This is a genomic window from Geodermatophilus sp. SYSU D00698 (genome assembly GCF_054050335.1).
In genome coordinates, this window is record NZ_JBJGZD010000037.1 from 1 (window position 1) to 21781 (window position 21781).

Consider the following 21781-nt stretch of genomic DNA (forward strand, 5'->3'; position numbering starts at 1 on the left):
TTTCCAGGCCTTCGTTCGAGGCGGTGTCCCCACTGTAACACCGGCTCCGCAACGGTCCGGCCCCACGGGCCCTCCCGGCGGTTTCCCAGGCCTTCCGGCCCGGTCCGTTCTCGCTCGGTGCAGGAAGAACCATACACGCCCCGGATCGGGTCCTGCACGGGGGTCCGGTGAGTCCCGGGCCACACCCGTTCACCGGGGTCGGTCACGGGGGCGGGGCGTCCTCCGCGTCGTCGTCGGACAGGTCCTGCGGCACGCCCTCGGACGGCGCGCGGTGCCGCTCGGGATCGATCCCGCTCGCCAGCCGCTGCTCGACGTCGGGGGTCTGCTCCGGCTCCGTCACAGGAGCGACTGTCCTCCCCCGCTGCCGGCGCCGCAGCGCGTCCGGGGCCGCACGTACCCGGACCAGCGGCGACCACGGCGGGCGCAAGGCCGGTCACCGGTGCGAGGCACGCGCCCGGTAGGGCCGCCCGGTGCCATCACCGGGGACCAACGTCGCTGACGGGCCGCCGGGCCCGTCACTAGCGTCCGGCCCGACAGTCCCCGTCCGGGTCCGCCGGCCCGGTGCACCCGGAGGGCCCGGTCATGGGCAGGTCCTACGCGTCCCGCGTCAGTTCCCCGCGCCTGAAGTGGGTCGTCCTCGTCGTCTGGGTGGCGCTGGCCGCCGCGGCCGCTCCCCTCGCCGGCGGGCTCACCGGGGAGCAGGAGAACGACATCGCCGCCTGGCTGCCGCAGGACGCGGAGTCCACCCGGGTGCTCGAGCTCCAGGGGGAGCTCGGCGCGAACCCCGACCTCATCCCGGCCGTGGTCGTCTACGAGCGGACGTCCGGTCTCACCGCGGAGGACCTCGCGGCCGTGCAGGAGGACGTGCGCGCCTTCGGGGAGCTCGACGCGCTCTCCGGCAGCGTGCTGGGGCCGATACCGGCCGAGGACGGCCAGGCCGTGCAGCTCGTCGTCCCCCTGGACGTCGGGCCGGACGGGTGGGAGGCCATCGCCCCGGTCGTCGACGACATCCGCGCCGAGGCGTCACAGTCACCCGACGGGCTCGGGACCTGGGTGACCGGACCGGCGGGCAACGCCGCCGACTCGTCCGAGGCCTTCGCGGGGATCGACGGCACGCTGCTGTTCGCCGCGCTCGGCGTCGTCATCGTCATCCTGCTGCTGACCTACCGCAGCCCCGTCCTGTGGGTCCTGCCGATCTTCTCGGCGGTCATCGCGCTGGTCTGCGCCCAGGCCGTCGTCTACCTGCTGGCCCGTCACGCGGACCTGACGGTCAACGCCCAGAGCGCGAGCATCCTCACCGTCCTGGTCGTCGGCGCGGGGACCGACTACGCCCTCCTGCTGGTCGCCCGGTACCGGGAGGAGCTGCGGCTGCACACCGACCGGCACGAGGCCATGACCGAGGCCGTGCACCGGGCCGGGCCGGCCGTGGTGGCCAGCGCCGGCACGGTGGTCCTCGGCATGCTGTGCCTGGTCGCCGCGGAGATGAACTCGACCGCGGGCCTCGGGCCGGTGGCCGCGATCGGCGTCGCCGTCACCCTGGTCGTGCTCATGACGCTGCTGCCGGCGCTGCTGGTGATCTGCGGCCGGTGGGTGTTCTGGCCGGTGCGGCCGTCCTTCGGCAGCGCCGAGCCGAGCGCCACCGGGTGGTGGGCCCGCGTCGGGACCTGGATCCGGCCGCGCCCCCGGGCCACGTGGATGGTCACCAGCGCGCTGTTGCTGCTCGCCTGCTTCGCCGTGTTCCGGCTGGACCCGAGCGGCCTGACCCAGGCCGAGGGCTTCCGCGGGACGCCGGAGTCGATCGCCGGCGAGGAGGTCGCCGCGGAGCACTTCCCCGCCGTCGCCGGCAACCCGGTGGTCGTGGTGACGACGGCGGACGACGCCGACGCGGTCGCCGCCGCCGTGGCGGAGGACGACGGCATCGCCGCCGTCGCTCCCCCGCAGGTCGTCGGGGACGGCGCGCTGCTCGAGGCCTCGCTGGCCGACCCCTTCGACAGCGCGGCGGCCGCCGCCACGGTCGAGCAGCTGCGCACCTCGCTCGACGACGTCGGCGACGGGCAGGCGCTGGTCGGCGGGACGACGGCGCTCAACCTCGACGTCCAGACCGCCTCACAGCGGGACAACCGCGTCGTGATCCCGCTGATCATGCTCGTGGTGCTCGTCGTCCTGGGCCTGCTGCTGCGGGCGCTGGTCGCACCGCTGGTCCTCATCGCGACGGTGGTGCTGTCCTACGGCGCCGCGCTGGGGCTCAGCGCCCTGGTCTTCGGCTGGGTCCTCGGCGTGGAGGCGACCGACAGCTCGTTCCCGCTGTTCGTCTTCGTGTTCCTCGTCGCCCTCGGGATCGACTACAACATCTTCCTGATGACCCGCGTGCGGGAGGAGTCCGCCGACCACGGCACCCGGCGGGCCGCGCTGGTCGGGCTGGCCGCCACCGGCGGCGTGATCACCTCGGCGGGGCTGGTGCTCGCGGCGACGTTCGCGGTGCTCGGCACCCTGCCGCTGACCTTCCTGACCCAGCTGGGCATCGCGGTGGCGCTCGGGGTGCTGCTCGACACGATCGTCGTGCGGTCGGTACTGGTCACCGCGCTGACCCTCGACGTCGGCCGGTGGATGTGGTGGCCCGGCCGGCTGGCGCACCGCCTGGACGAGCCGGAGGTGCCGCCCGCACCGGCCGCGTCGCCGTCCGAGGCGCCGGCCCGGACCTGACGCCGGCCGACGTCCCGGGACGGCGGCGTTCCGCTCAACGGCACGGGCCTGGGACCCCGGCGGACACCCGGGGCAGGGTGGACCGGCCCGCGCGACCCGCCGCGGCGGACCGGAGGAGCCCCGGGTGGAGCACGGAGGACGGTTGCGCCTCGCCGAGCAGTGCCGGGTGGTCGTCGACAACGACTGGGCCGGGGACCCCGACGGCCTCGTCGCGCTGGCCCACCACCTGCTGTCCCCGACCAACCGGGTGGTCGCCGTCACCAGCTCCTTCCTCAACCCGGTCTTCGGCCCGCTGGGGACGACGGCGGAACGGGGCTCGGCGCTGGCCCGGGAGCTGGTCGACCTGGTCGGCGGCCCGTCCCGGCCGCCGGTGCACACCGGCGCGGAGGGACCGTTCGACGGCACCTCGACCTCCGCGGCCTCGGCGGCGATCGTGGCCGAGGCGCGCCGGGACGACGACCTGCCCCTGTTCCTCGTCTGCGCCGGCCCGCTGACCAACGTCGCGGCCGCGCTGCAGGAGGCCCCCGACATCGCCGGCCGGCTGACCCTGGTCTGGGTCGGCGGCGCACGGGCGCCCGGGGCCGCCGAGTACAACCGGGACACTGACCCCGGGGCCGCCGAGCGCGTCCTCGCCCGGCCCGAGCTGGCGATCCGGCAGTTCCCGCTGGAGACCTACCGGCGCTGCGCCTACTCGGTCGCCGAGCTCGAGCGCGACCTCGCCGGCAGCGGCCGGGTCGGCCGGTGGCTGTGGACCCGCTTCCTCGAGCTCCCGCTGCCCGACTGGATCCGGCTCGGCGGCGTCTGGCCCCTCGGCGACAGCCCGCCGGTGCTGGTCACCGCGCTCGACGACGAGTCGAGCACGTGGACCGAGGCGGCGGGTGGGACCCGGCGGGTCTACACCGACGTCGACACCCGGCTGCTGTTCGGCGACATGCTGGCCAGGCTCCGCCTGCACGAGTCCCGCCAGGCCCGCGGTGAGGGCGGGACCGGCCGGGACGGGTGACCGTGGAGCTCGTCGACCACCCGACGGCCGCGCCCGGGGTCCTAGGGTTCCGCGTGGACTTCGCCGACCTGAGCCGGCCGTTCGTCATCGCCCACCGCGGCGGGGCCCTGCAGGCGCCCGAGCACACGATGGAGGCCTACCGGGTCGCGGTGGGCCAGGGGCTGCCGGTCATCGAGCAGGACGTGTCCACCCTCGCCGACGGCGGCCTCGGCGTCATGCACGACGGCACCGTGGACCGCATGACCACCTCCAGCGGCAACGTCGCCGACCACACGTCGGTGTCCTGGAAGCAGCTGGAGATCGACGCCTCGGCGATCCTCGGCGGCGGCTGGCCCGACGGGCTGCGGCCCCCGCTGTTCGACGAGGTGCTCACCGAGTTCGGGAACCGCGTCCTGCTGTGCGCCGAGGCCAAGGGCACGGACGCCATGGACCCGATGACCCGGGCGCTCGACCGCCGCGGCATCCGCCCGGGGGCGGTCCTGCTGCAGTCCTACTCGCTGACCGACTGCCGGCTGGCGCGCTCGCGGGGCTGGCAGGTCATCTGGCTCGGCAGCACCGACGTCGCCCGGGCCGCGGCCGAGGGCATCGGCTGGATCGGCCCGGAGGCCGGCCAGGTCACCCCGGCGGTCTGCGCGCGGGCGCACGCGGCCGGGATCGAGGTGGCCTGTCACACCGTCGACCGCCGCCACCACCGGGACACCGTGGTCGCCGCCGGCGTGGACGCGATCTTCTCCGACGACCCCGTGTACCTCGCGGGCGACGCGGCCCGTCGCCCGTCGGACCTGTTCGCCCGGCAGGTCTGGCTGCCGGGGATGCAGCCGGACACCGACCGCGGCCGCTTCCACCCCGACGACGCCTCGTGGGGCTCCGCCGGCTCCGCCACCTCCACGCTCATGGGCTTCCTGGCGCCCCCGGACCCGGCCGCGTTCACGCTGGACCTCGACGTCCGCATCGACGAGTGCCACGCCGACGGCCGCACGTCCTGCGGGTCGGTCCTGCTGAGCACTGACGACCACCCCCACCTGCCGACGTCGCCGTCGTCCCCCGGTGTCGACGGCTACCGCGTGCTCCTGCGCGCGGACGGCGACGTGGAGGTGCACCGGGTCGCCGACGGCGTCGCCACCCGGCTGGCGTCCTCGACCGGGGGCGAGCCGCTGCGGATGGGCGCCTACGTCGCCCTCCGCATCACCGTCACCCCCGCCGCCCTCGTCGTCCGCGCCGGCACCGCCGGGGAGACCGTGACCGTCGCGGACGCCTCGCCCCGCCCCGTCCCCGTCGTCCACCTCGGCAGCGTGTCCGCCGGGGTCCGCTTCCGGAACCTGGTGTTCACGTGACCGATCAGCGCCCGACCGACCAGCGCCCGACCGACCAGCGCCCGACCGATCCGCGCCCGCTCCCGGGCCACGGCCCCGCCGACCCCGACGGGTACCTGGTCGAGGAGACCCCCGGCGGCTACCGGTGGACCTGCCGCTCCGACGGCCGGACCGGGGGGCCGTTCCCCACCCGCGAGGAGGCCGTCGCCTCCGCCGAGGCCGACCGCACGCCCTGACCCGCCCGGAGCGCTCGGTTCCGTCCCGCGCGGAACGGACCCGGCCGATGCGTGAACCGGGCCGCCGCCCGGGTAAGCGCGGAGCCCCGTGGTGCAACCGCCCCGGGTCGGAACTCCGATGGGTGTGCGCGTGACCGACCACGGCGGAGCAGACGCCGACGCGACCAGCAGGGCGCCCGCCGACGGCCCCGGACCGGACGCCGAGGAGCGGCTGGCGCGGACGGTCGGGGACGCCGGCGTCGTCCGCACCGCGTTCGACCAGGTGCCGCTGATCCTCGCCGTGTACGCCGGACCCGAGCACACCGTGGTGGCCGCGAACGCGGCGATGCGGTCGTTCTTCGGCCGGGACGAGCTCATCGGGGCGCCGATCCGGTCGGCGCTGCCGGAGCTGGCGGGGCAGCACGTCTTCGAGCTGCTCGACGAGGTGTACGCCACCGGCCGCAGCCGGGTGGCGCGGGAGTGGCGGCTGCAGGTCGACCTCGGCGGCACCGGCGAGCTGCAGGAGGTCTGGCTCGACTTCCACCTGGCGCCGACGCGCGCCGTCGACGGGCGGGTGAGCGGCGTGGCCACCTACGCCTACGACGTCACCGAGTCCGTGCGGGCCCGGCAGGCCGCCCAGCAGCAGGCCGCCGACGCCGAGCGGCGGGCGCGCGACGCCCGCGACGTCGTCACCGCGCTGCAGGAGGCGCTGCTGCCCACCGACCTGCCGGTGCTGCCCGGCGCCCGGATCGCCGCCCGGTACCTGGTCGCCGACCGCGACCAGGTGGCCGGCGGGGACTGGTTCGACGCGATCCCGCTGCCCGGCGGCGGCGTCGCGCTCGTCGTGGGCGACGTCGTCGGGCACGGGGTCGCGGCGTCGGCGGCGATGGGCCAGCTGCGGGCGGTGCTCTCCGACGCGCTGGTCACCGGCGCCGGGCCGGCCCGGGCTCTGGCCCGCGCGGACGCCTTCGCTGCGCGCAGCCCGCAGCTGCGCGCAACCACCGTCGCGCTGGTCGTGCTCGACCCGGACACCGGCGACCTCGCCTACGCCTGCTGCGGGCAGCCCCCGCCGGTGGTCGTCGCCCCCGACGGGTCCACCCGGTTCCTCGCCGACCGGGGCGGCGAGCCACTGGGCACCGGCGTCCCCGGCACCGCACCGGCGCTGTCGCGCGACACGCTGGCGCCGGGCGAGCTGGTGCTCCTCTACAGCGACGGGCTGGTCGAGCGGCCGCACCGCAGCATCGCCGACGGCATGGCGGAGCTGGCCAAGGTCGCCGCCGACGCCGCGACCGGGCAGGCGCCGCTCGGCGCCGGCGCCGGCCCGGCCGAGCGGGTCTGCCAGCTGACCGTCGAGCTGCTCACCCGCACCGGCTACGACGACGACGTCACCACCCTCGCCGCCCACCGCCTGCCGGAGCCGGTGCCCGTGCTGCACGCCGAGACGACCACCGACCGCGGCGGCATCCGCGGACTGCGGCGCACGGTCGACGCGTGGCTGGACGAGCTCGACCCGGCCGACGACGACCGCGACGCCGTGGAGCTGGCGGTGTGGGAGGCCGTCGCCAACGCCGTCGACCACGCCTACCCGCCGGGGCTGCCCGGGCCGGTGCGGGTGGACGCCGCCCTGCTGCCCGACGGCGTGCTGGAGTGCCGCGTCACCGACGAGGGCAGCTGGCGCGACCCCGACCCCGGGGCCACCCACCGCGGCCGGGGACTGCTCATGGCCCAGCAGCTCACCGACTCCCTGCACGTGCTGCGCGGCGCGGGCCCGGCCGGCGCCGGCACGGTCGTCACGCTGCGGCACCGGCTGCACCGGCCGGCGATGCTCGGCTCCGGCGTCGGCCGCGACGCCGCGCCCGCCGCCCGCCCGCCGTTCGCCGTCGACGTCGCCTCCGGGGACGGGGTCCCGGGCGACGGCGTCCTGGTCGGCGAGGCACCGGGCGGTGGGGACGGCGGGCCGGCCTCCCGCGACGTGCGGCTGCGGGTGTCCGGGCCGGTGGACGTCACCTCGGTCGAGGCGCTGGCCCGGCAGCTGGCCGCGGCCTCCCGCGGCGGGGTGCTGCCGCTGACGGTCGACCTCAGCGGGGTGACGCTGCTCGCCAGCGCCGGCGTGCAGGTGCTGCACCGGGTGCGCGACCAGCTCGCCGGGCACGGCCACGCGCTGACCCTCGTCGCGCCGCCCGGCAGCGCCGCCCGCGCCGTCCTCGACCTCGTGCACCTGCCCGCCACCGGCTGACCCGCGGCTCCCGCGTTGGAGCCTCCTTGGAGCGCGGCCCGGGAGCCTGGCCGCCCCCCGGGCGGCGGTCCCGGGGACCACCCGGGCGGGAGGCGCCATGGAGGACGTGCTCGTCGTCGGGGCCGGCCCCGTCGGTCTCGTCGCGGCCTGCGAGCTGGCCCGCCAGGGCCTGCGGCCGCGCATCGTCGACCCGCTCGAGCAGCCGACCGACCAGTCGCGCGCCGTGCTGCTGCACCCGCGCAGCCAGGAGGTGCTGGCCGCGCTCGGCGCGCTGGACCGGATCGACGCGGCCGCGCGCCGCATCGGCGCGGTGGAGATCCGCGCCGGGGGCCGCCCGCTCGTGCACCTCCCGCTCGGCGGCCTGCCCACCCGCCACCCGTGGGCGCTGGACGTGCCGCAGTCCGACACCGAGGCCGCGCTCGCCGCCCGGGCCGCGGAACTGGGGGTGACGGTCGAGCGCGGGGTCGGGATGGCCGGCCTCACCCAGGACGCCGACGGGGTCGACGTCACGCTGCGCGCCGCGACGTCGGAGGAGCGGGTCCGCGTCGGGTGGGTCGTGGCCGCCGACGGCGCGCACAGCCCGACCCGCAAGGCGGTCGGCACGGCCCTCGCGGGCACCTTCACCGGCCGGCACTTCGTCTTCGCCGACGTCGACGCCGACACCGACCTCCCGCCGGACACCGTGCGGCTGTTCGCCTCCCCGGAGGGCATCTCGGGCCTGTTCCCGCTGCCCGGGCAGCGCGTGCGGCTGATGTTCCTCGTCGCCCCGCCCGCCGAGGGGGTCTCCCCCACCCTCGAGCTCGTGCAGGCGCTGGCCGACCGGCGGATGGAGGGCCGGGTCGCGGTGCACCGGGCCCGCTGGCTCACCTTCTTCGAGGTCCACCACGGGCAGGTGCCCCGCTACCGCCACGGCCGCGTCCTGCTCGCCGGCGACGCGGCGCACGTCCACAGCCCGGCCGGCGGGCAGGGCATGAACACCGGCATGCAGGACGCCGCCGGGCTCGCCTGGCGGGTCGCCCTCGTGGCGCGGGGCCGCGCCGGCGCCGCCCTGCTGGACTCCTACGACGCCGAGCGCCGGCCCGTCGGTGCGGCGGTGATCCGGGAGACGACCGCGCTGACCGCCGCGGGCACCCTGACCGGCGTCCCGGCGGCGGTGCGCAACGCCGTGCTGTCCGCCGCGGGGCGCGTGCCGCGGCTGAGGAGTGCCGCGGCGGCCCGGCTGGCGGAGCTGACGGTCGCCTACCCCGGCAGCCCGGTCGTGGGTTCCGCCGGCCGGGCGGTGGCCCGCGCCGCCCGCCCCGGCCGGCACGCGCCGGACCCCGCCGGCCTCCTGGACGCGGACGGGAGCCCGGTCCGGATCGGCGACCTGCTGCGGCGCCCCGGGCACCTGCTGCTGGTCCGCACCGGGGACGCCGGCGTGCTCGCCGCCCTCCGCGGCACGCTGGGCGACCTCGGCACCGTGGTGCCCGTCGTCCGCGACGCCGCCGGTGCCGTCGCCGGTGCCGTCGCCGGTGCCGTCGTCGACCCGCACGACGTCGTCGGCCGCACGTACGGGACCGGCGACGACGGGCTGGTCCTCGTCCGGCCCGACGGCTACGTCGGCTTCACGAGCGTCCCCGCGGACCCCGCGGCCCTGGCGGCCCACCTGCGCGACGCGCTCCGCGTCGCCGCCCGCACACCGGTCCCCGGGGCCGCGGCCCGGTGATCCGCCGGCCGCTGCCGCGGGGGCCCCACGGCGCTCCCGGGCGGGGCAGGATCGCGGACCGTCGCACCCACGCCCGTGGGAGGTGCCGTGGAGCTGGAACTGGAGATCCTGCCGGTGGTCAGCGGCCGGCGGGAACTCGTCACCTGGCTGGTGCTGGGCTTCCTGGTGACGTTCCTCGTCACCCGCTTCGTCACGCACGCCATCCGCCTCGGCCGGGGGCCGTTCCGGGACGCCAGCGTCGGCGGGGTGCACCTGCACCACGAGGTCTACGGGATCTTCCTGCTGCTGGGCACCGGCACCGTCGAGTTCACCTACCGCCCCGAGGGGGCCGGTGCCGTGCTGGTCGCCGTGCTCTTCGGCGCCGGCGCGGCCCTGACCCTCGACGAGTTCGCCCTGTGGCTGCACCTGGAGGACGTGTACTGGTCCCGGGAGGGCCGCAGCTCGGTGGACGCGGTGCTCATCGCGCTGGTGGTGGGCGTGCTGCTCCTGGCCGGCGCCAACCCGTTCGACGCCGACGACGCCGACAGCGAGGTCGCGATCGCCCTGACCGTCGCGGTCAACCTGGTGTTCGCGCTGGTCGCCGTCCTCAAGGGCCGCGTCGTGCTCGGCGTGGTGGGGGTGTTCGTGCCGCTGGTCGCGCTCGTCGGCGCGGTGCGGCTGGCCCGGCCCACCTCCCCGTGGGCCCGGCGCCGCTACCCGCCGGACGGCCCCCGCGCGCGACGCGCGCTGCGCCGGTTCCCGCCGGGCCGGCGCAACCGCTGGGACGGCCTGGTCGACCTGTTCACCGCCGTGCCGCGGTCCACGCCGGCCGCGGCGGCCCCGGGCACCCCGGCGACCGGCTGACCGTCCGTCCCGCGAGCCCTACCAGCGCGGGCGCCGATGCGGTACGCAGGGCACCGGCGCGGGGGCGTTCCGCTCGGGAGCCGTGCGCTGCCGCGGCGGGGTCGCCCGCCCGCGGCCGACGACGGCACGGGGGCCGCACGCGAGGAGGCCGACCGTGCCCGGCACCACCTCCCCTCAGCTGTCCTTCCACGACCTGGGCCCGCTCGAGGTGCTGCGCGGGGGGACACCGGTCGCGCTGGGCGGCGCGCGGCTGCACGCGGCGCTGTCGCTGCTGCTGGTGCACGCCGGACGGCCGGTCCCCGCCGACGCGCTGGGCGACGCGATGTGGGGTGAGCGCTCTCCGGGGCGGTCGTCGTCGACCCTCGACTCCCACGTCTGGCGGCTGCGCCGGGCGCTCGAGCCCGGCCGCCCGCCCGGGGCGCCGTCGGCGGTGCTGGTGCGCGAGCCGGGCGGCTACCGGCTGGTCGCCGACCCGGAGTCCGTCGACTCGCGCCGGTTCGCGCGCCTGGCCGCCGCGGCGGCGGCCCTGCTGCCGGCCGGGCGGCCGCACGAGGCCGCCGCGGTTGCCGAGCAGGCCCTCGGGCTCTGGCGCGGGCGGCCCTGGCCCGCCGTGGCCGACCGGCCGTGGGCCGCCCCCGACGTCGCCCGCGTCGAGGAGCTCCGCGACCAGGTGCGCGAGGTGCTGGCCGAGGCGCTGATCTCCGCCGGTGCCCCGCAGCGGGCGCTGCTGGAGCTCGGGTCGTCCCTGGCCCAGACGCCGCTGCGGGAGCGACTGTGGGCGCTGCGCATGCTCGCCCAGCACCGCCTCGGCCGTGCCGAGGAGGCGCTGCGCAGCTACCGGCAGGTCCGCGCGATGCTCCTCGACGAGCTGGGCCTGGAGCCCGGCGCGGAGCTGCGCGGCCTGCACCGCCGGATCCTCGCGGCGGACCCGACGCTGGCCGGCCCACCCGCACCCCGCGTCGCCACGGGGTGAGGTCCCCGGGCGGCTTGGAGCGCCGTTGGAGCGGGGACCGGCACGGTGGGACGTGTACTCCTTCTCCAAGCACGCCGACGTCCAGTTCGCCGTCGAGGACGTCCTGGGCGGGACCTGGGCCCGGGCCGCCGACGTCGGGGAGGTGCTGGCCACCGTCGCCCGCGTCCCGGACGGCGACGCCCGCGCCTGGGTGGCGCAGTGGAGCGCCACCGCGGAGCGGCTGGCCGGGCTGGCCCGCGACGCCGAGGCGGGCGGTCACCTGCGCAGCGCGGCCGCGCGCTGGCTGCGGGCCGCGGCCTACTGGTCGACGGCGTCGGACCGGGGCGACGCCACCGGGGAGTTCGTGCCCCTCTGGGAGCGCCACCGCGACGCCTGGGACCGGTTCGCCGACCTCACCGCCGCCGTCGGCGACGTCGCCGTCGAGCGGCTGGAGGTCCCCTACGAGGGCACCACCCTGCCCGGCTACCTCTTCCGCCCGGGCCCGCCCGGGGAGCCGCGCCGCACCCTGGTGCACACCAACGGCAGCGACGGCTCGGCGGTCAGCGCCTGGACCCGCGCGATCGCCGACGCGCTGGCCCGCGGCTGGACCGCGGTGACCTACGACGGCCCCGGCCAGAACGCCGCCCTGGTGCGGCAGGGGCTGCCGTTCCGGCCCGACTGGGAGCACGTCCTCACCCCCGTCGTCGACGCGCTCGTCGCGCGGGCCGACGTCGACCCCGCCCGGATCGCCGTCATGGGGGTCAGCCAGGGCGGGTACTGGGTGCCGCGGGCACTGGCCTCCGAGCACCGGGTCGCGGCCGGCGTCGCCGACCCGGGCGTCGTCGACGTCTCCAGCACCATGCTCGCCCAGCTGCCCGCGCACCTGGTGCGGCTGCTCGACGCCGGCGACCGGGAGGCGTTCGACCGCGAGATGGGCTGGGCGCTGCGCCTGTCCCCCGCCACCCGCTCGATGCTGCAGTGGCGGATGCGGCCCTACGGGGTGAGCTCGCCGTTCGACCTGTTCACCGCCGCCCGGGCGTACCGGCTCACCCCGGAGCAGATCGCGGCCGTCCGCTGCCCGATGCTGGTCACCGACCCCGAGCACGAGCAGTTCTGGCCCGGCCAGTCCTCCCGCCTGGCCGAGGGCCTGACCTGCCCGGTGACGCTGCTGCCCTTCACCGCCGAGGAGGGCGCCGACGGGCACTGCGAGCCGGCCGCGGCCGGCCTCCGCAACGAGCGGGTCCTCGACTGGCTCGACGACGTCGTGCCCGCCTGACCGCCCGCGGTCAGCGCGGTTCCCTCCGCACCCGCCACCACTGCCCCCTCGGGCGGTGCACCACCGGGACCTCGTCCGCGACCAGCTCGTAGCGCCGCCCGTAGGTCTCCACCACCGACTCGACGGCGGCCACGACCGGGATGGCGACCAGCGCGCCCATCGGCCCGAGCAGGCTCACCCCGACGATGACCGAGCCGAGCGCGACCGCCGGGTGCACGTGCACCGTGCGGGCGGTGATCCGCGGCCCGATGAGGTAGTTCTCCACCTGCTGGTAGGCGGCGCCGAAGAGGACGACCCACAGGGCGTCCGACGGCTGGCCGGCCAGGGCCACGACCGCCGGCAGGCCGATCGCGAGGTAGGTCCCCACGGTGGGGATGAACTGCGACACCAGGCCGGTCCACAGCGCGAGCGGCAGCCAGAACGGCACCCCCAGGACCGCCAGGAAGACCGCGGTGACGAACGCGCTGAGCAGGGCCAGCAGGAACCGGGAGAACACGAAGCCGCCGGTCTTCTCCACCGCGATCTCCCACACGGTGGCGATGACCCGCTGCTGGCGGGGCGGGAAGCGGCGGGAGACGGTGTCCCGCAGGGCGGGTGCCTGGGCGGACATGTAGAAGGCGAACAGCAGGAACGTCAGCGTCTGGAAGATCGCGCCGATCACCGTCGTCACGAAGCCGACCACGCCCGGCGTGAGGTCCTCGACGACCTGCTGGACCCGCTCGGGCGTGAGCCGGAGGGAGTCGACGACGTCGGCCGCCTGCAGCTGCGTGCCGAAGGTCCGGTTGACCGCCTCCACCAGGCTGCGGACGACGTCCGGCAGCGAGGTGACCAGCCCGGCGAGCTGGTCGACCAGCAGGGTGCCGAACGCGGCCACCATGCCGATCCCGAGGAGCACGACGACGAGCATCACCAGACCGGTGGCGGCCCCGCGGCGCAGCCCCCGGCGGGTGAGGGCGTGCACGGCCGGCTCGATGCTGATCGAGAACATCCAGGCGAGGAACACCAGGCCGAGGAAGCTCCGGAGGTGGGTGAACGACCAGGCCGCCACCTGGTAGGCGGCGGCGGCGAGCAGCACCAGGAGCAGGACCCGGCGCAGCCAGGGCGGCTCGACACCCCACCGGCCGGGTGCCGCGCCGTCGGCCACGGCGGGGGGCGTCACGGGGGGCGTCACAGGGGGCGCGGCAGGGGGCGGCGGGGCGGCCGGCGCCTCGCGCCCGGCGGTCCCGTCGGGCTCCCCAGTCCCCGGCACGCAGGCAGGGTAGAGGGGACCGGGACCTCCGGCACGGGCCGGAGGTCCACGGTCGGCGGGACCTCCGGTCGGCAGGCCCTCCGGTCGGCAGGACCTCCGTCGGGGCGCGCCGGGGCATCTGGACCGGACCCGGGCCCGCCGCCAGACTGGCCGGGCACCCCGGGGGTCAGGAGGCACCGCGTGGAGCTCGGGATCGATCTCGGCACCGCCACCACCGTCGTGAGCGACGTGCGCCGCGGGATCCTCTACGACGAACCCACCGTCATGCTCGTGCGCCGCGGCAGCGGCCGCCGGGACCGGGTGCTGGCCGTCGGCCGGGAGGCCGCCGACCTGCTCGGCCGCGCGCCGTCCCGGTACGCCGCGGTGCGCCCCCTCGACGACGGCGTGGTCACCGACCTCGAGACCACCCGGACCTACCTGCGCGCGGTGCTGCGGGCGGCGGGCCAGCGGCTGTGGCGGATGCCCGTCCGCGCGGTGGTCACCGTGCCCGTCGGGTCCAGCTCCCTGGAGCACCGCGCGCTGCTGGAGGCCGCCGAGGAGGCGGGCATCCGGCCGGTGACCGCGCTGGACGAGGCGGTCGCCGGCGCCGTCGGCTGCGGCCTCGACCCGCTGGAGCGGCGGGTGCACATGGTCGTCGACGTCGGCGGCGGGCGGGCCGAGGCCGTCGCGTTCTGCTACGGCGGCGTGCTCGCCTCCCGAACCAGCAAGACCGGCGGGGAGGAGATGACGCTGGCCGTCGCCCGGTTCCTGCGCGAGCAGCACCAGCTGCTGGTCGGCGACCTCGAGGCGGAGGCGCTCAAGGTCCGGCTCTGCTCGGCCGGGGACGAGCCGCTCGTCGTCCAGGGCCGGGACGGCGTCACCGGCCGGCCGCGGCTGGCCACCGTCCCGGCGGCGGAGGTGGGTGAGGCGCTGCGCCCGATCGTCGACGACATCGTGCGGACCCTGGCGCCCTGCCTGGACGACCTCCCGCCGCAGGCCATCGCCGACGTCATGGGCGAGGGCGTGCTCGTCTTCGGCGGGTCCTCCCTCATCCCCGGCCTCCCGCAGGAGCTCGAGCGGGTGCTCGGCCTGCCGGTCAAGCCGGCCGAGGAGCCGCTGACCTGCGTCGCCGACGGGGCCGCCCGGGCGCTGCGCAACCGGGCGCTGCTGTCGGCCTACGGCCGCCGCTGACCCTCAGGCGAGGCCGGTCACGGGGCCTGCACCGGCTCGGTCGCGAGGACGTCGGTTCGGTGGTCCAGGTAGTGGCGCAGGCCCGCGGACACGACGTCCTTGGCGTTGTTGGCGCCCGTCCCCGGCCCCTGCACCATCGCCGTCACGACGATCTCCGGGGCGTCCATCGGGGTGGCGACGGTCAGCCAGTTGTCGTACTCGTCGTCGCGCAGCCCGCCGTCCTGGGCCGTGCCGGTCTTGCCGCCGACCGGGGCCGGCAGGCCCGCCAGCCGGATCGCGGTGCCGCTGGTGACGGCGTCGCGCATGCCCTCGCGGACCGGGCCCAGCTCGGCGGCGTACGGCAGCGGGGTCGGGGCCGGCGTGGGGACGGCGGTGTGCGACCCCTGCGTCCCGATCGACATGCCCAGCCGCGGGGTGACCAGGGACCCGGTGCTGAGCGCGGCGGTCCACCGGGCGTTCTGCAGCGGCGTCACCGTGATCTCGCCCTGGCCGATGCCGAGGATGACGGTGGACCCGCCGTACCAGGTGCCGCCGTCGGCCTCCACGGACTCCGGCGTGCCGAGGTACCCGGCGGACTCGCCGGGCAGGTCGATGCCGGTGCGCCGGCCGACGCCGAGCGACTGCGCGGTGTCGATCATCGCCTCGGGGCCGAGCGCGACGGCGAGCTTGTAGAAGTAGACGTCGTTGGAGATGGCGATCGACTCACGCAGGTCCATCGGCCCCATCGGCCGCCAGTTGCCGAAGGTGTGCCCGCCGTAGGTGTAGCTGCCCCCGGTCGGGATCACCTGGTCGGGGTCCCACACCCGGTGGGCCTGGTTGGCCGCGGCGACGACGAGCTTGAACGTCGACCCGGGCGGCGCGACCGCCTGCGTGACGTGCTCGAGCGTCGGTGACCCCGGCGCCGACGCGAGCGCCTCCAGCGCGGCGGAGTCGGCCGGCGGGCCGTAGAGGTTGTTGTCGAACGACGGGGCGCTGGCGATCGCCAGCACGTGCCCGGTGCGGGGGTCCATGGCGACGGCGGCGCCGATCTTGCCCTGCGGCCGGGGCTGGGCGCGCAGGGCGGCGGCCAGGCCGGCGTCGAGCTGCCGCTGCAGGCCCAGGTCGATCGCCAGCCGCAGGTCGGCACCGGGCACGGGCTCGACGCGGCCGGCGAGCGCGACGGGCACGCCCGCCGGGTCCACGTACACGCACTGCCGCCCGTTGGTGCCGCGCAGCACCGCGTCGTACTCCAGCTCCAGGCCGGCCCGGCCGACGACCTCGCCGTTGGGCAGGCCGGGCCAGCGCTCCTCCGCCTCGGGCGTGGCCACGCCGACGAAGCCGAGGACCGGGCCGAGCAGCGCGCCCTCCGGGTACCACCGGCGGGGCTCCGGGACGACGACCACGCCGGTGATCCCGGCGGCGGCGATCGTGTCGCCGACGGCCCGGGGCACCTCGGCCACCGGCAGCGACAGCGTGGTGGCCTCCGCCGCGTCCAGCTGCGCCTGCAGCTCGGCGGGCGGGCGGGCGGTCAGGACGGCGAGCCGCTCGACGGCCGCGGCGTCGTCGCGCACGAGGGCGGGCACCGCGAGCACCCGGTCGACGCCGGTGCCGGCGGCGGCGGCGTCGACGGCCAGGGGCGCGTCGTGCCGGTCGGTGATGGTGCCGCGGGGGGCGGGCAGCCGGATGCAGCGGGTCATCTGCTCCTCGCCGGCGAGCGTGAGCTCCTCGCCCCGGGTGACCTGCATCCGCCAGCCGTAGAGCCCGAAGGCGACCAGCAGCGCCGAGAGGGCGGCCGCGGCCAGCCGGAGCAGCCGCGGGCGCGGGTTGCGCCGGCCCGGCGCCGCCCACAGCCGCCGGCGGACGCTGTCCCGGCGGACGCCCAGCACGACGCCGATCGCGGCCAGGTGCACGACCAGCGCCGTCCCGCCGTAGCTGAGCAGCGGGAACGGGACGCCGGCCAGGGGCAGCAGCCCGAGGTTGGCACCCACCGAGACGACGGTCTCGACGCCCATGAGGATCGCCAGGCCGCCGCCGACCAGCGCGGCCTGCGGCGTGCGCGCCCGGCGGGCGGCCAGCGCGAGCCGCCACACAAGGACGACGACGGCGACCACGACCCCGGCGCCCGCGAGCAGGCCCCACTGGCCGACCAGGCTGGCCGGCGCGAGGTCGGTCTGCCCCTCGGGCAGGTACTGGGCGCGCAGCTCGCGGAGCGGGTCGCCGGCCCGCCCGGTCAGCCCGCCGGAGGCCACCGCGATGTGCGCCTGCCGCAGCGCCCAGCCCGAGCCGGTGGGCGACTCGTGGGCGCCGACCAGGAAGGTGCCCAGGCGCTGCAGCTGGTAGGGCTGCATCAGGCTGATCATCAGCGGCGCGGAGACGACGGCCGCGGCGCCCAGCGGCAGCAGGAAGCGCGCCGGCACCCGGCCGAGGACGAGCATCGACGCGGTGAGGACGGTGAGCAGCGCCGTCGTGCTGAGGTCGGGCTGCATCAGCGTCAGCCCGATGGGCACGGCGGCCAGCAGCACGGCCGGGCCGAAGCGCCGCCAGGCCGACCGTCCGGAGCCGAGGACCGCGGCGAGGACCAGCAGCAGCCCGAGCTTGGCCAGCTCGGAGGGCTGGAAGGTGACCGCGCCGAGGACGAACCAGCGGGTGGCGCCCTTGACCGTGACCCCGACCGTGAGGACGCCGACGAGGAAGACGACGGCCGCGGCGTAGGACACCCAGCCCAGCACGCCGAGGTACCGGACGCGGACCCGCCAGAACACCGCGAGGGCGAGCACACCCCCCGCGGCGATCAGGCCCTGGCGCAGCGCGAGCTCGTGCGCGCCGATCAGGTACAGGTTGGCCAGCCCCAGCCCGACCAGCGCCAGGGCGGCGACCACGGCCAGCAGGTCGAACAGCGTGCTGCGGCGTTCCCGGCGCTCCTCCCGGGTCCGGCCCGGTCCGCCGTCGCCGGCCGTCAGCCCGCCCGGCTCCAGCGGGGAGCCCTCCGGGACGGCCCACAGCACGCGGCGCTGGCGCCGGCTCCACCGCCGGGTCGCCGGGGGACTGCTCGCGGCGTCGTCCGGCGGGCCGGCGGGCACCGTGTAGCGCATGCGGGCACTCCCGTCGGGTCAGCGGGTGCGGAGCTCGGGTGGGCAGGAGCCCACGGACAGCGGCGCGGAGGCCGCGGTCGCGGGCGCGTCGGTGACCGCCAGGACCGCGACGGCCGGCAGGGGCGGCAGCGCGACCACGCCGAGGGCCTCGGCCCGCTCCCCTCCCGGCGGGACGGCGACCGTGCCGCCCGGCGCGGTGGAGCTGTCGCCGGTGCAGCGGTCCACGAGCAGGTAGGACCAGCTCACCCGCTGCTCCGCGGTCCCGGGGACCAGCCGCACCTGCACCCGCACGGTGCAGGGCTGCCCCGGCTCGCACGCGTCGAGGCCGCGCAGGTCGACCGCGGTCACGCTGCCGGCCGCGGCCGGGGCCGGCGCGGGGATCGGCACGCCGTCGGGCTCGGGCTCCGCGGTCGGCTCGACGCCGCTGCGCCCGGCGTCGAGGAGCACCTCGACGTCGGCGGCGATCTCGTCCCGCAGCAGGACGACCTCCGCCGTGACCGCTGCGGTGAGCACGACGACCGAGAGCAGCCACGCCCCGACCCGCCGCGCCCTGCGGGACCCCTCGCGCCGGACCGGGCGCGACACGGTGCCGCGGACGGCGGCCGACGCGGCCGCGCCCACCGGCCCGCCCGCCGCGATGGACCGCACCAGCGCGCCGAGCTCGGCGCGGACGGCGCCGCGGTCGATGGCCGCGGCGGCCTCGGCGACCCGCCGCGCGACCGGAGGGACGCCGGCGTCCGGCAGGGCCGCCACCGCCGCGTCGACCGCGTCCAGCAGCGGGTCCTCCGCCTCCGCCGCGCCGGGACGGGACCGGGCGGTGGCCGCGACGTCGGCGAGGACCGCGGCGACGGCCGGACCGGTCGGTGCCGCGGAGGGGTGGAGGGCCACCTGCCCGTCGGTCCCGACCGCGAGCCGGTCGAGGAGCGCGCGGCTGCCGGCCCCGGTGTCCGGCACCGGCAGCTGCGCCGCCTGCTCCAGCACCCCGGCGGACAGCTCGAGGGCCTGCGGCGAGGTGAGCCGGGCGAGGGCGAGCAGGCGGGCGAGCGTGACCCCGCCGGAGGGGACCGGGGGCGGACCGGACGGCCGCTGCTGGGCCGGAGGAGGGGGCGCGGAGCCGTCGTCGAGGCCCCCGGACGCCCGTTCGATCGTCAGGTCTGCCACTGACTGTCACCCGCCCATCCGCGTGCTCAGGATGTCCTCCGGGTCCGGCCCGCTCAGGCTGGTGCACGGAGCCCCCGGATGTCACCGGGTCGCCGCACGGCGTCGCACCGGAACCGGCGCGTCGCGCTGGAGGACCGGCGCGTCGGCGCCCGGGACCCGGCGCGTCCCCGGCGCCCCGCGTGCCCGGGGACCTCCGGCACCGCCCGCGCGGCGACCGAGGTCCCCGCTCCCGGTGACCTGCTCCCCTTCCGCCCCGCCCGCGGACGGCGGCGCACTGGGGACCTCACCGCGGACGTCCCGAGGAGGCACCCCATGTCCGCACGAGACCGCACCGCCGGCACGCCCGGGGCCTGGACGTGGCCGCAGGTCGCCGCCCTGGTCGTCGGTGCCGTCTACACGATCGCCGGCGTCGCCGGCTGGTTCGTGACCGGCTTCGAGGACTTCGCCGCCCACACCGGCGACGAGCTGCTCGGCTTCGAGGTCAACCCGCTGCACAACCTGGTCCACCTGGCCATCGGGGTCGCCGGCCTGGCCCTGGCCCGCTCCCTGCCCCTCGCGCGCACCTACGGGTGGCTGCTCGCCGTCGGCTACGGCGCCGCCCTGGTGTACGGGCTGATCGCCATCGGGGAGACCTGGGACTTCCTGGCGATCAACGCCGCCGACAACTGGCTGCACGCGGTCAGCGCCGCCGTCGGCCTGGCCATCGCCCTCGGCCCGGTGCGGGCCGCCGTCGGCCGCCGGACGACGGGGGTGTGAGGCACCCGCCCCACCACCGGCCGGGACGCGCCCGACGAGGAGGCCGCCACGACGAGCCGGGAGCGGGCGCGGGGGCCGGACCGGGCCGACCCCTCGGGAGCAGGGCGTGCTCGACGGCCTCGCCTCGGTGCAGGTGTCCCTGGCCGTCGCCGCGTGGGCCGACCTCCCGCGCCGCCGCCCCGACCGGGTCGACGGCCGCCGGGCGGTGCGGGCGGCGGTCACCGCCGTCGACCGGGTGGGTCCCGCGGCCTGGTTCCTGTGGGGGCGCCGCCGCCGAGCGGCCCTCCCGGCGACCTCCACCGCCGGCTCCGGGACGACGCCCCCGCCGGCAGCCCGGCGGGGGCGTCGCCGTGCGCACTCAGTCCTGCCGGGTGCGGGTCGGCGACGGCTCCGGCTCGGCACCGCGCGGGCGGGGCAGGACCGGCGGCCCCGCGGCCGGCACCGGGCCGGACGGCGGCAGCGGCCGGGCCCGGTGCGCCCCGAGCGCGACGAGCAGCACGCCGCCGCCGAGCAGCAGCGCGCCCACCGCCAGCAGCGACACGGAGACCCAGGTCAGCCCGGGCAGGGTGGCGCCGACCCGGACGTCGGCCTCGATGCCGGCGCCGCCGTCGGTCCGCATGAGCACGACGGTCCAGTCGCCCTCGTCCGGCCGCCAGTCCAGCGTCACCGACCCCGTGCCGACGGCCGAGGCGGTCCAGATGCCCGCCTCCTCCGGCGGGACCGGCGGCGACCCGCCCGCCTCCGCGTCGACGGCCCACGCCCACTCGTCCCCGGACCACCAGCCCGACTCGGCCGGCTCGACCTCCGCGCGGGCGACGCCGCCCAGGTACCGGTCGACGTCGGCGGTTCGGGCCAGGCCGAGGAACAGCTCGTCGTCGGGTCCGGTGGCGGTGGCCTGCACCCGCGCGGTGCCCAGCAGCTCGTCGACCACCCAGTCGGTCCCGTCGCCCTGCAGCAGGAGCCCCTGGCTGACGGCGGCGTGGCCGGCGGTGTCGACGGCGGCCGGCTCCGAGGTCACGAAGCCGCCGTCGCGCTGCGTGGTGTCGGCCCACAGCAGGCTGCCCCCGGCGGCGAGCAGGCCGGTCGCGGCGGTGACGAGCAGCGCGCCGGCGACCACGGCCACGACCGGCCCGGCCGTCCAGCGGCTGGTCGCCGGCGCGGCGACGGGGGCCGCCGTCGCGCCCGCGGGAGGCGCCTGCCCGGCGGGGACCGGCGGCGCCGCGGCCGGCGCCGGCAGCGCGGCGGGATCCGTCCCGCCCATGTCGAACCGGAAGGGCGGATAGGCGTCGGTCAGCAGCAGGACGTAGCCCGTCACCCGCAGGGACCACCGGTCCATGCCGAGGACGAAGTCGTACAGTGGTTGGGGATAACGGCCGGTGGCGAGCAGGACGACGCCGGCCACGAGGACCAGCAGCGCGACCAGGCCACCGGCCGCCCACCCCTCGCTCCAGACGCCGTCGCCGTCCCAGTCGCCCGTGCCGAACCAGAGCCCGCCGCCGACGAACACCGCCAGCACGAGGTAGTGCGGCAGCGCCAGCAGCCACTTGACCAGCACCAGGCCGCGGGACATCCGCTCCGGGTACACGACGTCCAGCCGGGCCGGGTGCCCGGGCACGTCGGCCAGGGTGAACGGCGGGTACCGGTCGGTGCCCAGCGCGGAGTAGCCGTAGTGCTGGACCCGCCAGGTCCAGCGCAGCACGCCCACGGTGAAGTCGAACAGCGGCCGCGGGTAGCGCGCGGTCACCAGGACCGCGAAGAACGCGACGACGGTGACGACGCCCACCGCCGCCCACAGGAACACCAGCACCACGAGGTGCGGTACCAGCAGCAGCCACTTGACCAGCCAGAGCCCGCGGGACAGCGGCGGGTCCAGGACCCCGTCGACCCGCACCGGGTAGGCGGGGGGCGGCGGTCCCGCCCCCGGGGACACGTGCTCGCTCACGACGCACCTCCTCCGCACCGCCGCGGCGGCCCGGGGTCGTCTCCCCGGCGCAGGCGGCCGTCCGGAGCCTCGCCCCCCGGGCCGCCGCGGGGACACGGGCGAAGGCGGGTCGGCCGCGGGGACGTTGGTCGGTGGTCCCGGGGACCGCGGGCCCCGGACGGCGGCGCCCGCACGGGCCAGGCTCGG

The 21781-nt window shown here is 77.7% G+C and carries 16 protein-coding genes; 11 read left to right on the plus strand and 5 right to left on the minus strand.

Features of this window, described 5'->3' with window-relative positions; all coding sequences use genetic code 11:
• Positions 1-202 precede the first annotated feature (202 nt).
• Positions 203-340 carry a hypothetical protein gene (locus ACI8AB_RS22010; protein ID WP_456951883.1) on the minus strand — a complete coding sequence of 46 codons (138 nt, stop codon included), beginning with the start codon at positions 338-340 and terminating at the stop codon, positions 203-205.
• 242 nt (positions 341-582) lie between these two features.
• Here ACI8AB_RS22010 and ACI8AB_RS22015 point away from each other — a divergent pair, with 242 nt between their 5' ends.
• The 9 genes from ACI8AB_RS22015 (at position 583) to ACI8AB_RS22055 (ending at position 12246) form a co-directional block, all read left to right on the plus strand.
• Positions 583-2703: an MMPL family transporter gene (locus ACI8AB_RS22015; protein WP_456951884.1), complete on the plus strand. Its 2121-nt coding sequence runs from the start codon at positions 583-585 to the stop codon at positions 2701-2703.
• A gap of 124 nt (positions 2704-2827) precedes the next feature.
• Entirely contained in the window at positions 2828-3706 is an 879-nt protein-coding gene (locus ACI8AB_RS22020) for a nucleoside hydrolase (RefSeq protein WP_456951885.1), read from the plus strand.
• 2 nt (positions 3707-3708) lie between these two features.
• Positions 3709-5040 (plus strand): glycerophosphodiester phosphodiesterase, encoded by a 1332-nt coding sequence (locus tag ACI8AB_RS22025; protein WP_456951886.1) that lies wholly within the window; start codon positions 3709-3711, stop codon positions 5038-5040.
• Positions 5037-5255, plus strand: a complete 219-nt coding sequence (locus ACI8AB_RS22030; RefSeq protein WP_456951887.1) for a hypothetical protein — start codon at positions 5037-5039, stop codon at positions 5253-5255. The genes ACI8AB_RS22025 and ACI8AB_RS22030 overlap by 4 nt, the downstream gene beginning before the upstream one ends.
• Before the next feature lie 130 nt (positions 5256-5385).
• Entirely contained in the window at positions 5386-7470 is a 2085-nt protein-coding gene (locus tag ACI8AB_RS22035; RefSeq protein ID WP_456951888.1) for a SpoIIE family protein phosphatase, read from the plus strand.
• 97 nt (positions 7471-7567) lie between these two features.
• Complete coding sequence (locus ACI8AB_RS22040; RefSeq protein WP_456951889.1) at positions 7568-9175, plus strand: FAD-dependent monooxygenase; 1608 nt, start codon at positions 7568-7570, stop codon at positions 9173-9175.
• Between the two features lie 87 nt (positions 9176-9262).
• Positions 9263-10018 carry a hypothetical protein gene (locus ACI8AB_RS22045; protein WP_456951890.1) on the plus strand — a complete coding sequence of 252 codons (756 nt, stop codon included), beginning with the start codon at positions 9263-9265 and terminating at the stop codon, positions 10016-10018.
• 154 nt (positions 10019-10172) lie between these two features.
• The gene (locus ACI8AB_RS22050; RefSeq protein WP_456951891.1) at positions 10173-10991 is read left to right on the plus strand and encodes an AfsR/SARP family transcriptional regulator; all 819 of its coding nucleotides are present in this window, start codon (positions 10173-10175) and stop codon (positions 10989-10991) included.
• Between the two features lie 52 nt (positions 10992-11043).
• On the plus strand, positions 11044-12246 hold the full coding sequence (locus tag ACI8AB_RS22055; protein WP_456951892.1) for an alpha/beta hydrolase family protein: 1203 nt from the start codon (positions 11044-11046) through the stop codon (positions 12244-12246).
• A 10-nt stretch (positions 12247-12256) separates the two neighbouring features.
• Here ACI8AB_RS22055 and ACI8AB_RS22060 read toward each other — a convergent pair whose 3' ends face one another.
• Positions 12257-13405: an AI-2E family transporter gene (locus ACI8AB_RS22060; protein ID WP_456951893.1), complete on the minus strand. Its 1149-nt coding sequence runs from the start codon at positions 13403-13405 to the stop codon at positions 12257-12259.
• A gap of 270 nt (positions 13406-13675) precedes the next feature.
• Here ACI8AB_RS22060 and ACI8AB_RS22065 point away from each other — a divergent pair, with 270 nt between their 5' ends.
• Positions 13676-14665 (plus strand): rod shape-determining protein, encoded by a 990-nt coding sequence (locus ACI8AB_RS22065; protein ID WP_387993976.1) that lies wholly within the window; start codon positions 13676-13678, stop codon positions 14663-14665.
• 17 nt (positions 14666-14682) lie between these two features.
• Here the strand turns inward: ACI8AB_RS22065 and ACI8AB_RS22070 are convergent, their stop codons facing one another.
• Together ACI8AB_RS22070 and ACI8AB_RS22075 are read right to left on the minus strand one after the other, a co-directional pair.
• Positions 14683-17736: an FtsW/RodA/SpoVE family cell cycle protein gene (locus tag ACI8AB_RS22070; RefSeq protein ID WP_456951894.1), complete on the minus strand. Its 3054-nt coding sequence runs from the start codon at positions 17734-17736 to the stop codon at positions 14683-14685.
• An 18-nt stretch (positions 17737-17754) separates the two neighbouring features.
• A complete protein-coding gene (locus tag ACI8AB_RS22075; protein WP_456951895.1) occupies positions 17755-18897 on the minus strand; it encodes a hypothetical protein in 1143 nt (380 codons plus the stop codon).
• Positions 18898-19209: 312 nt separating this feature from the next.
• On the opposite strand from ACI8AB_RS22075, the gene ACI8AB_RS22080 reads away from it, so the two are divergent.
• Positions 19210-19653, plus strand: a complete 444-nt coding sequence (locus ACI8AB_RS22080; protein ID WP_456951896.1) for a DUF4383 domain-containing protein — start codon at positions 19210-19212, stop codon at positions 19651-19653.
• 358 nt (positions 19654-20011) lie between these two features.
• Here ACI8AB_RS22080 and ACI8AB_RS22085 read toward each other — a convergent pair whose 3' ends face one another.
• Positions 20012-21595: a DUF4389 domain-containing protein gene (locus tag ACI8AB_RS22085; RefSeq protein ID WP_456951897.1), complete on the minus strand. Its 1584-nt coding sequence runs from the start codon at positions 21593-21595 to the stop codon at positions 20012-20014.
• Positions 21596-21781 lie beyond the last annotated feature (186 nt).

Excerpts from the sequence above, each read along its gene's own strand:
- ACI8AB_RS22070 (WP_456951894.1), bottom strand. The coding sequence starts at position 17,736 with ATGCGCTACACGGTGCCCGCCGGCCCGCCGGACGACGCCGCGAGCAGT.
- ACI8AB_RS22040 (WP_456951889.1), top strand. The coding sequence starts at position 7,568 with ATGGAGGACGTGCTCGTCGTCGGGGCCGGCCCCGTCGGTCTCGTCGCG.
- ACI8AB_RS22015 (WP_456951884.1), top strand. The coding sequence starts at position 583 with ATGGGCAGGTCCTACGCGTCCCGCGTCAGTTCCCCGCGCCTGAAGTGG.
- ACI8AB_RS22080 (WP_456951896.1), top strand. The coding sequence starts at position 19,210 with ATGTCCGCACGAGACCGCACCGCCGGCACGCCCGGGGCCTGGACGTGG.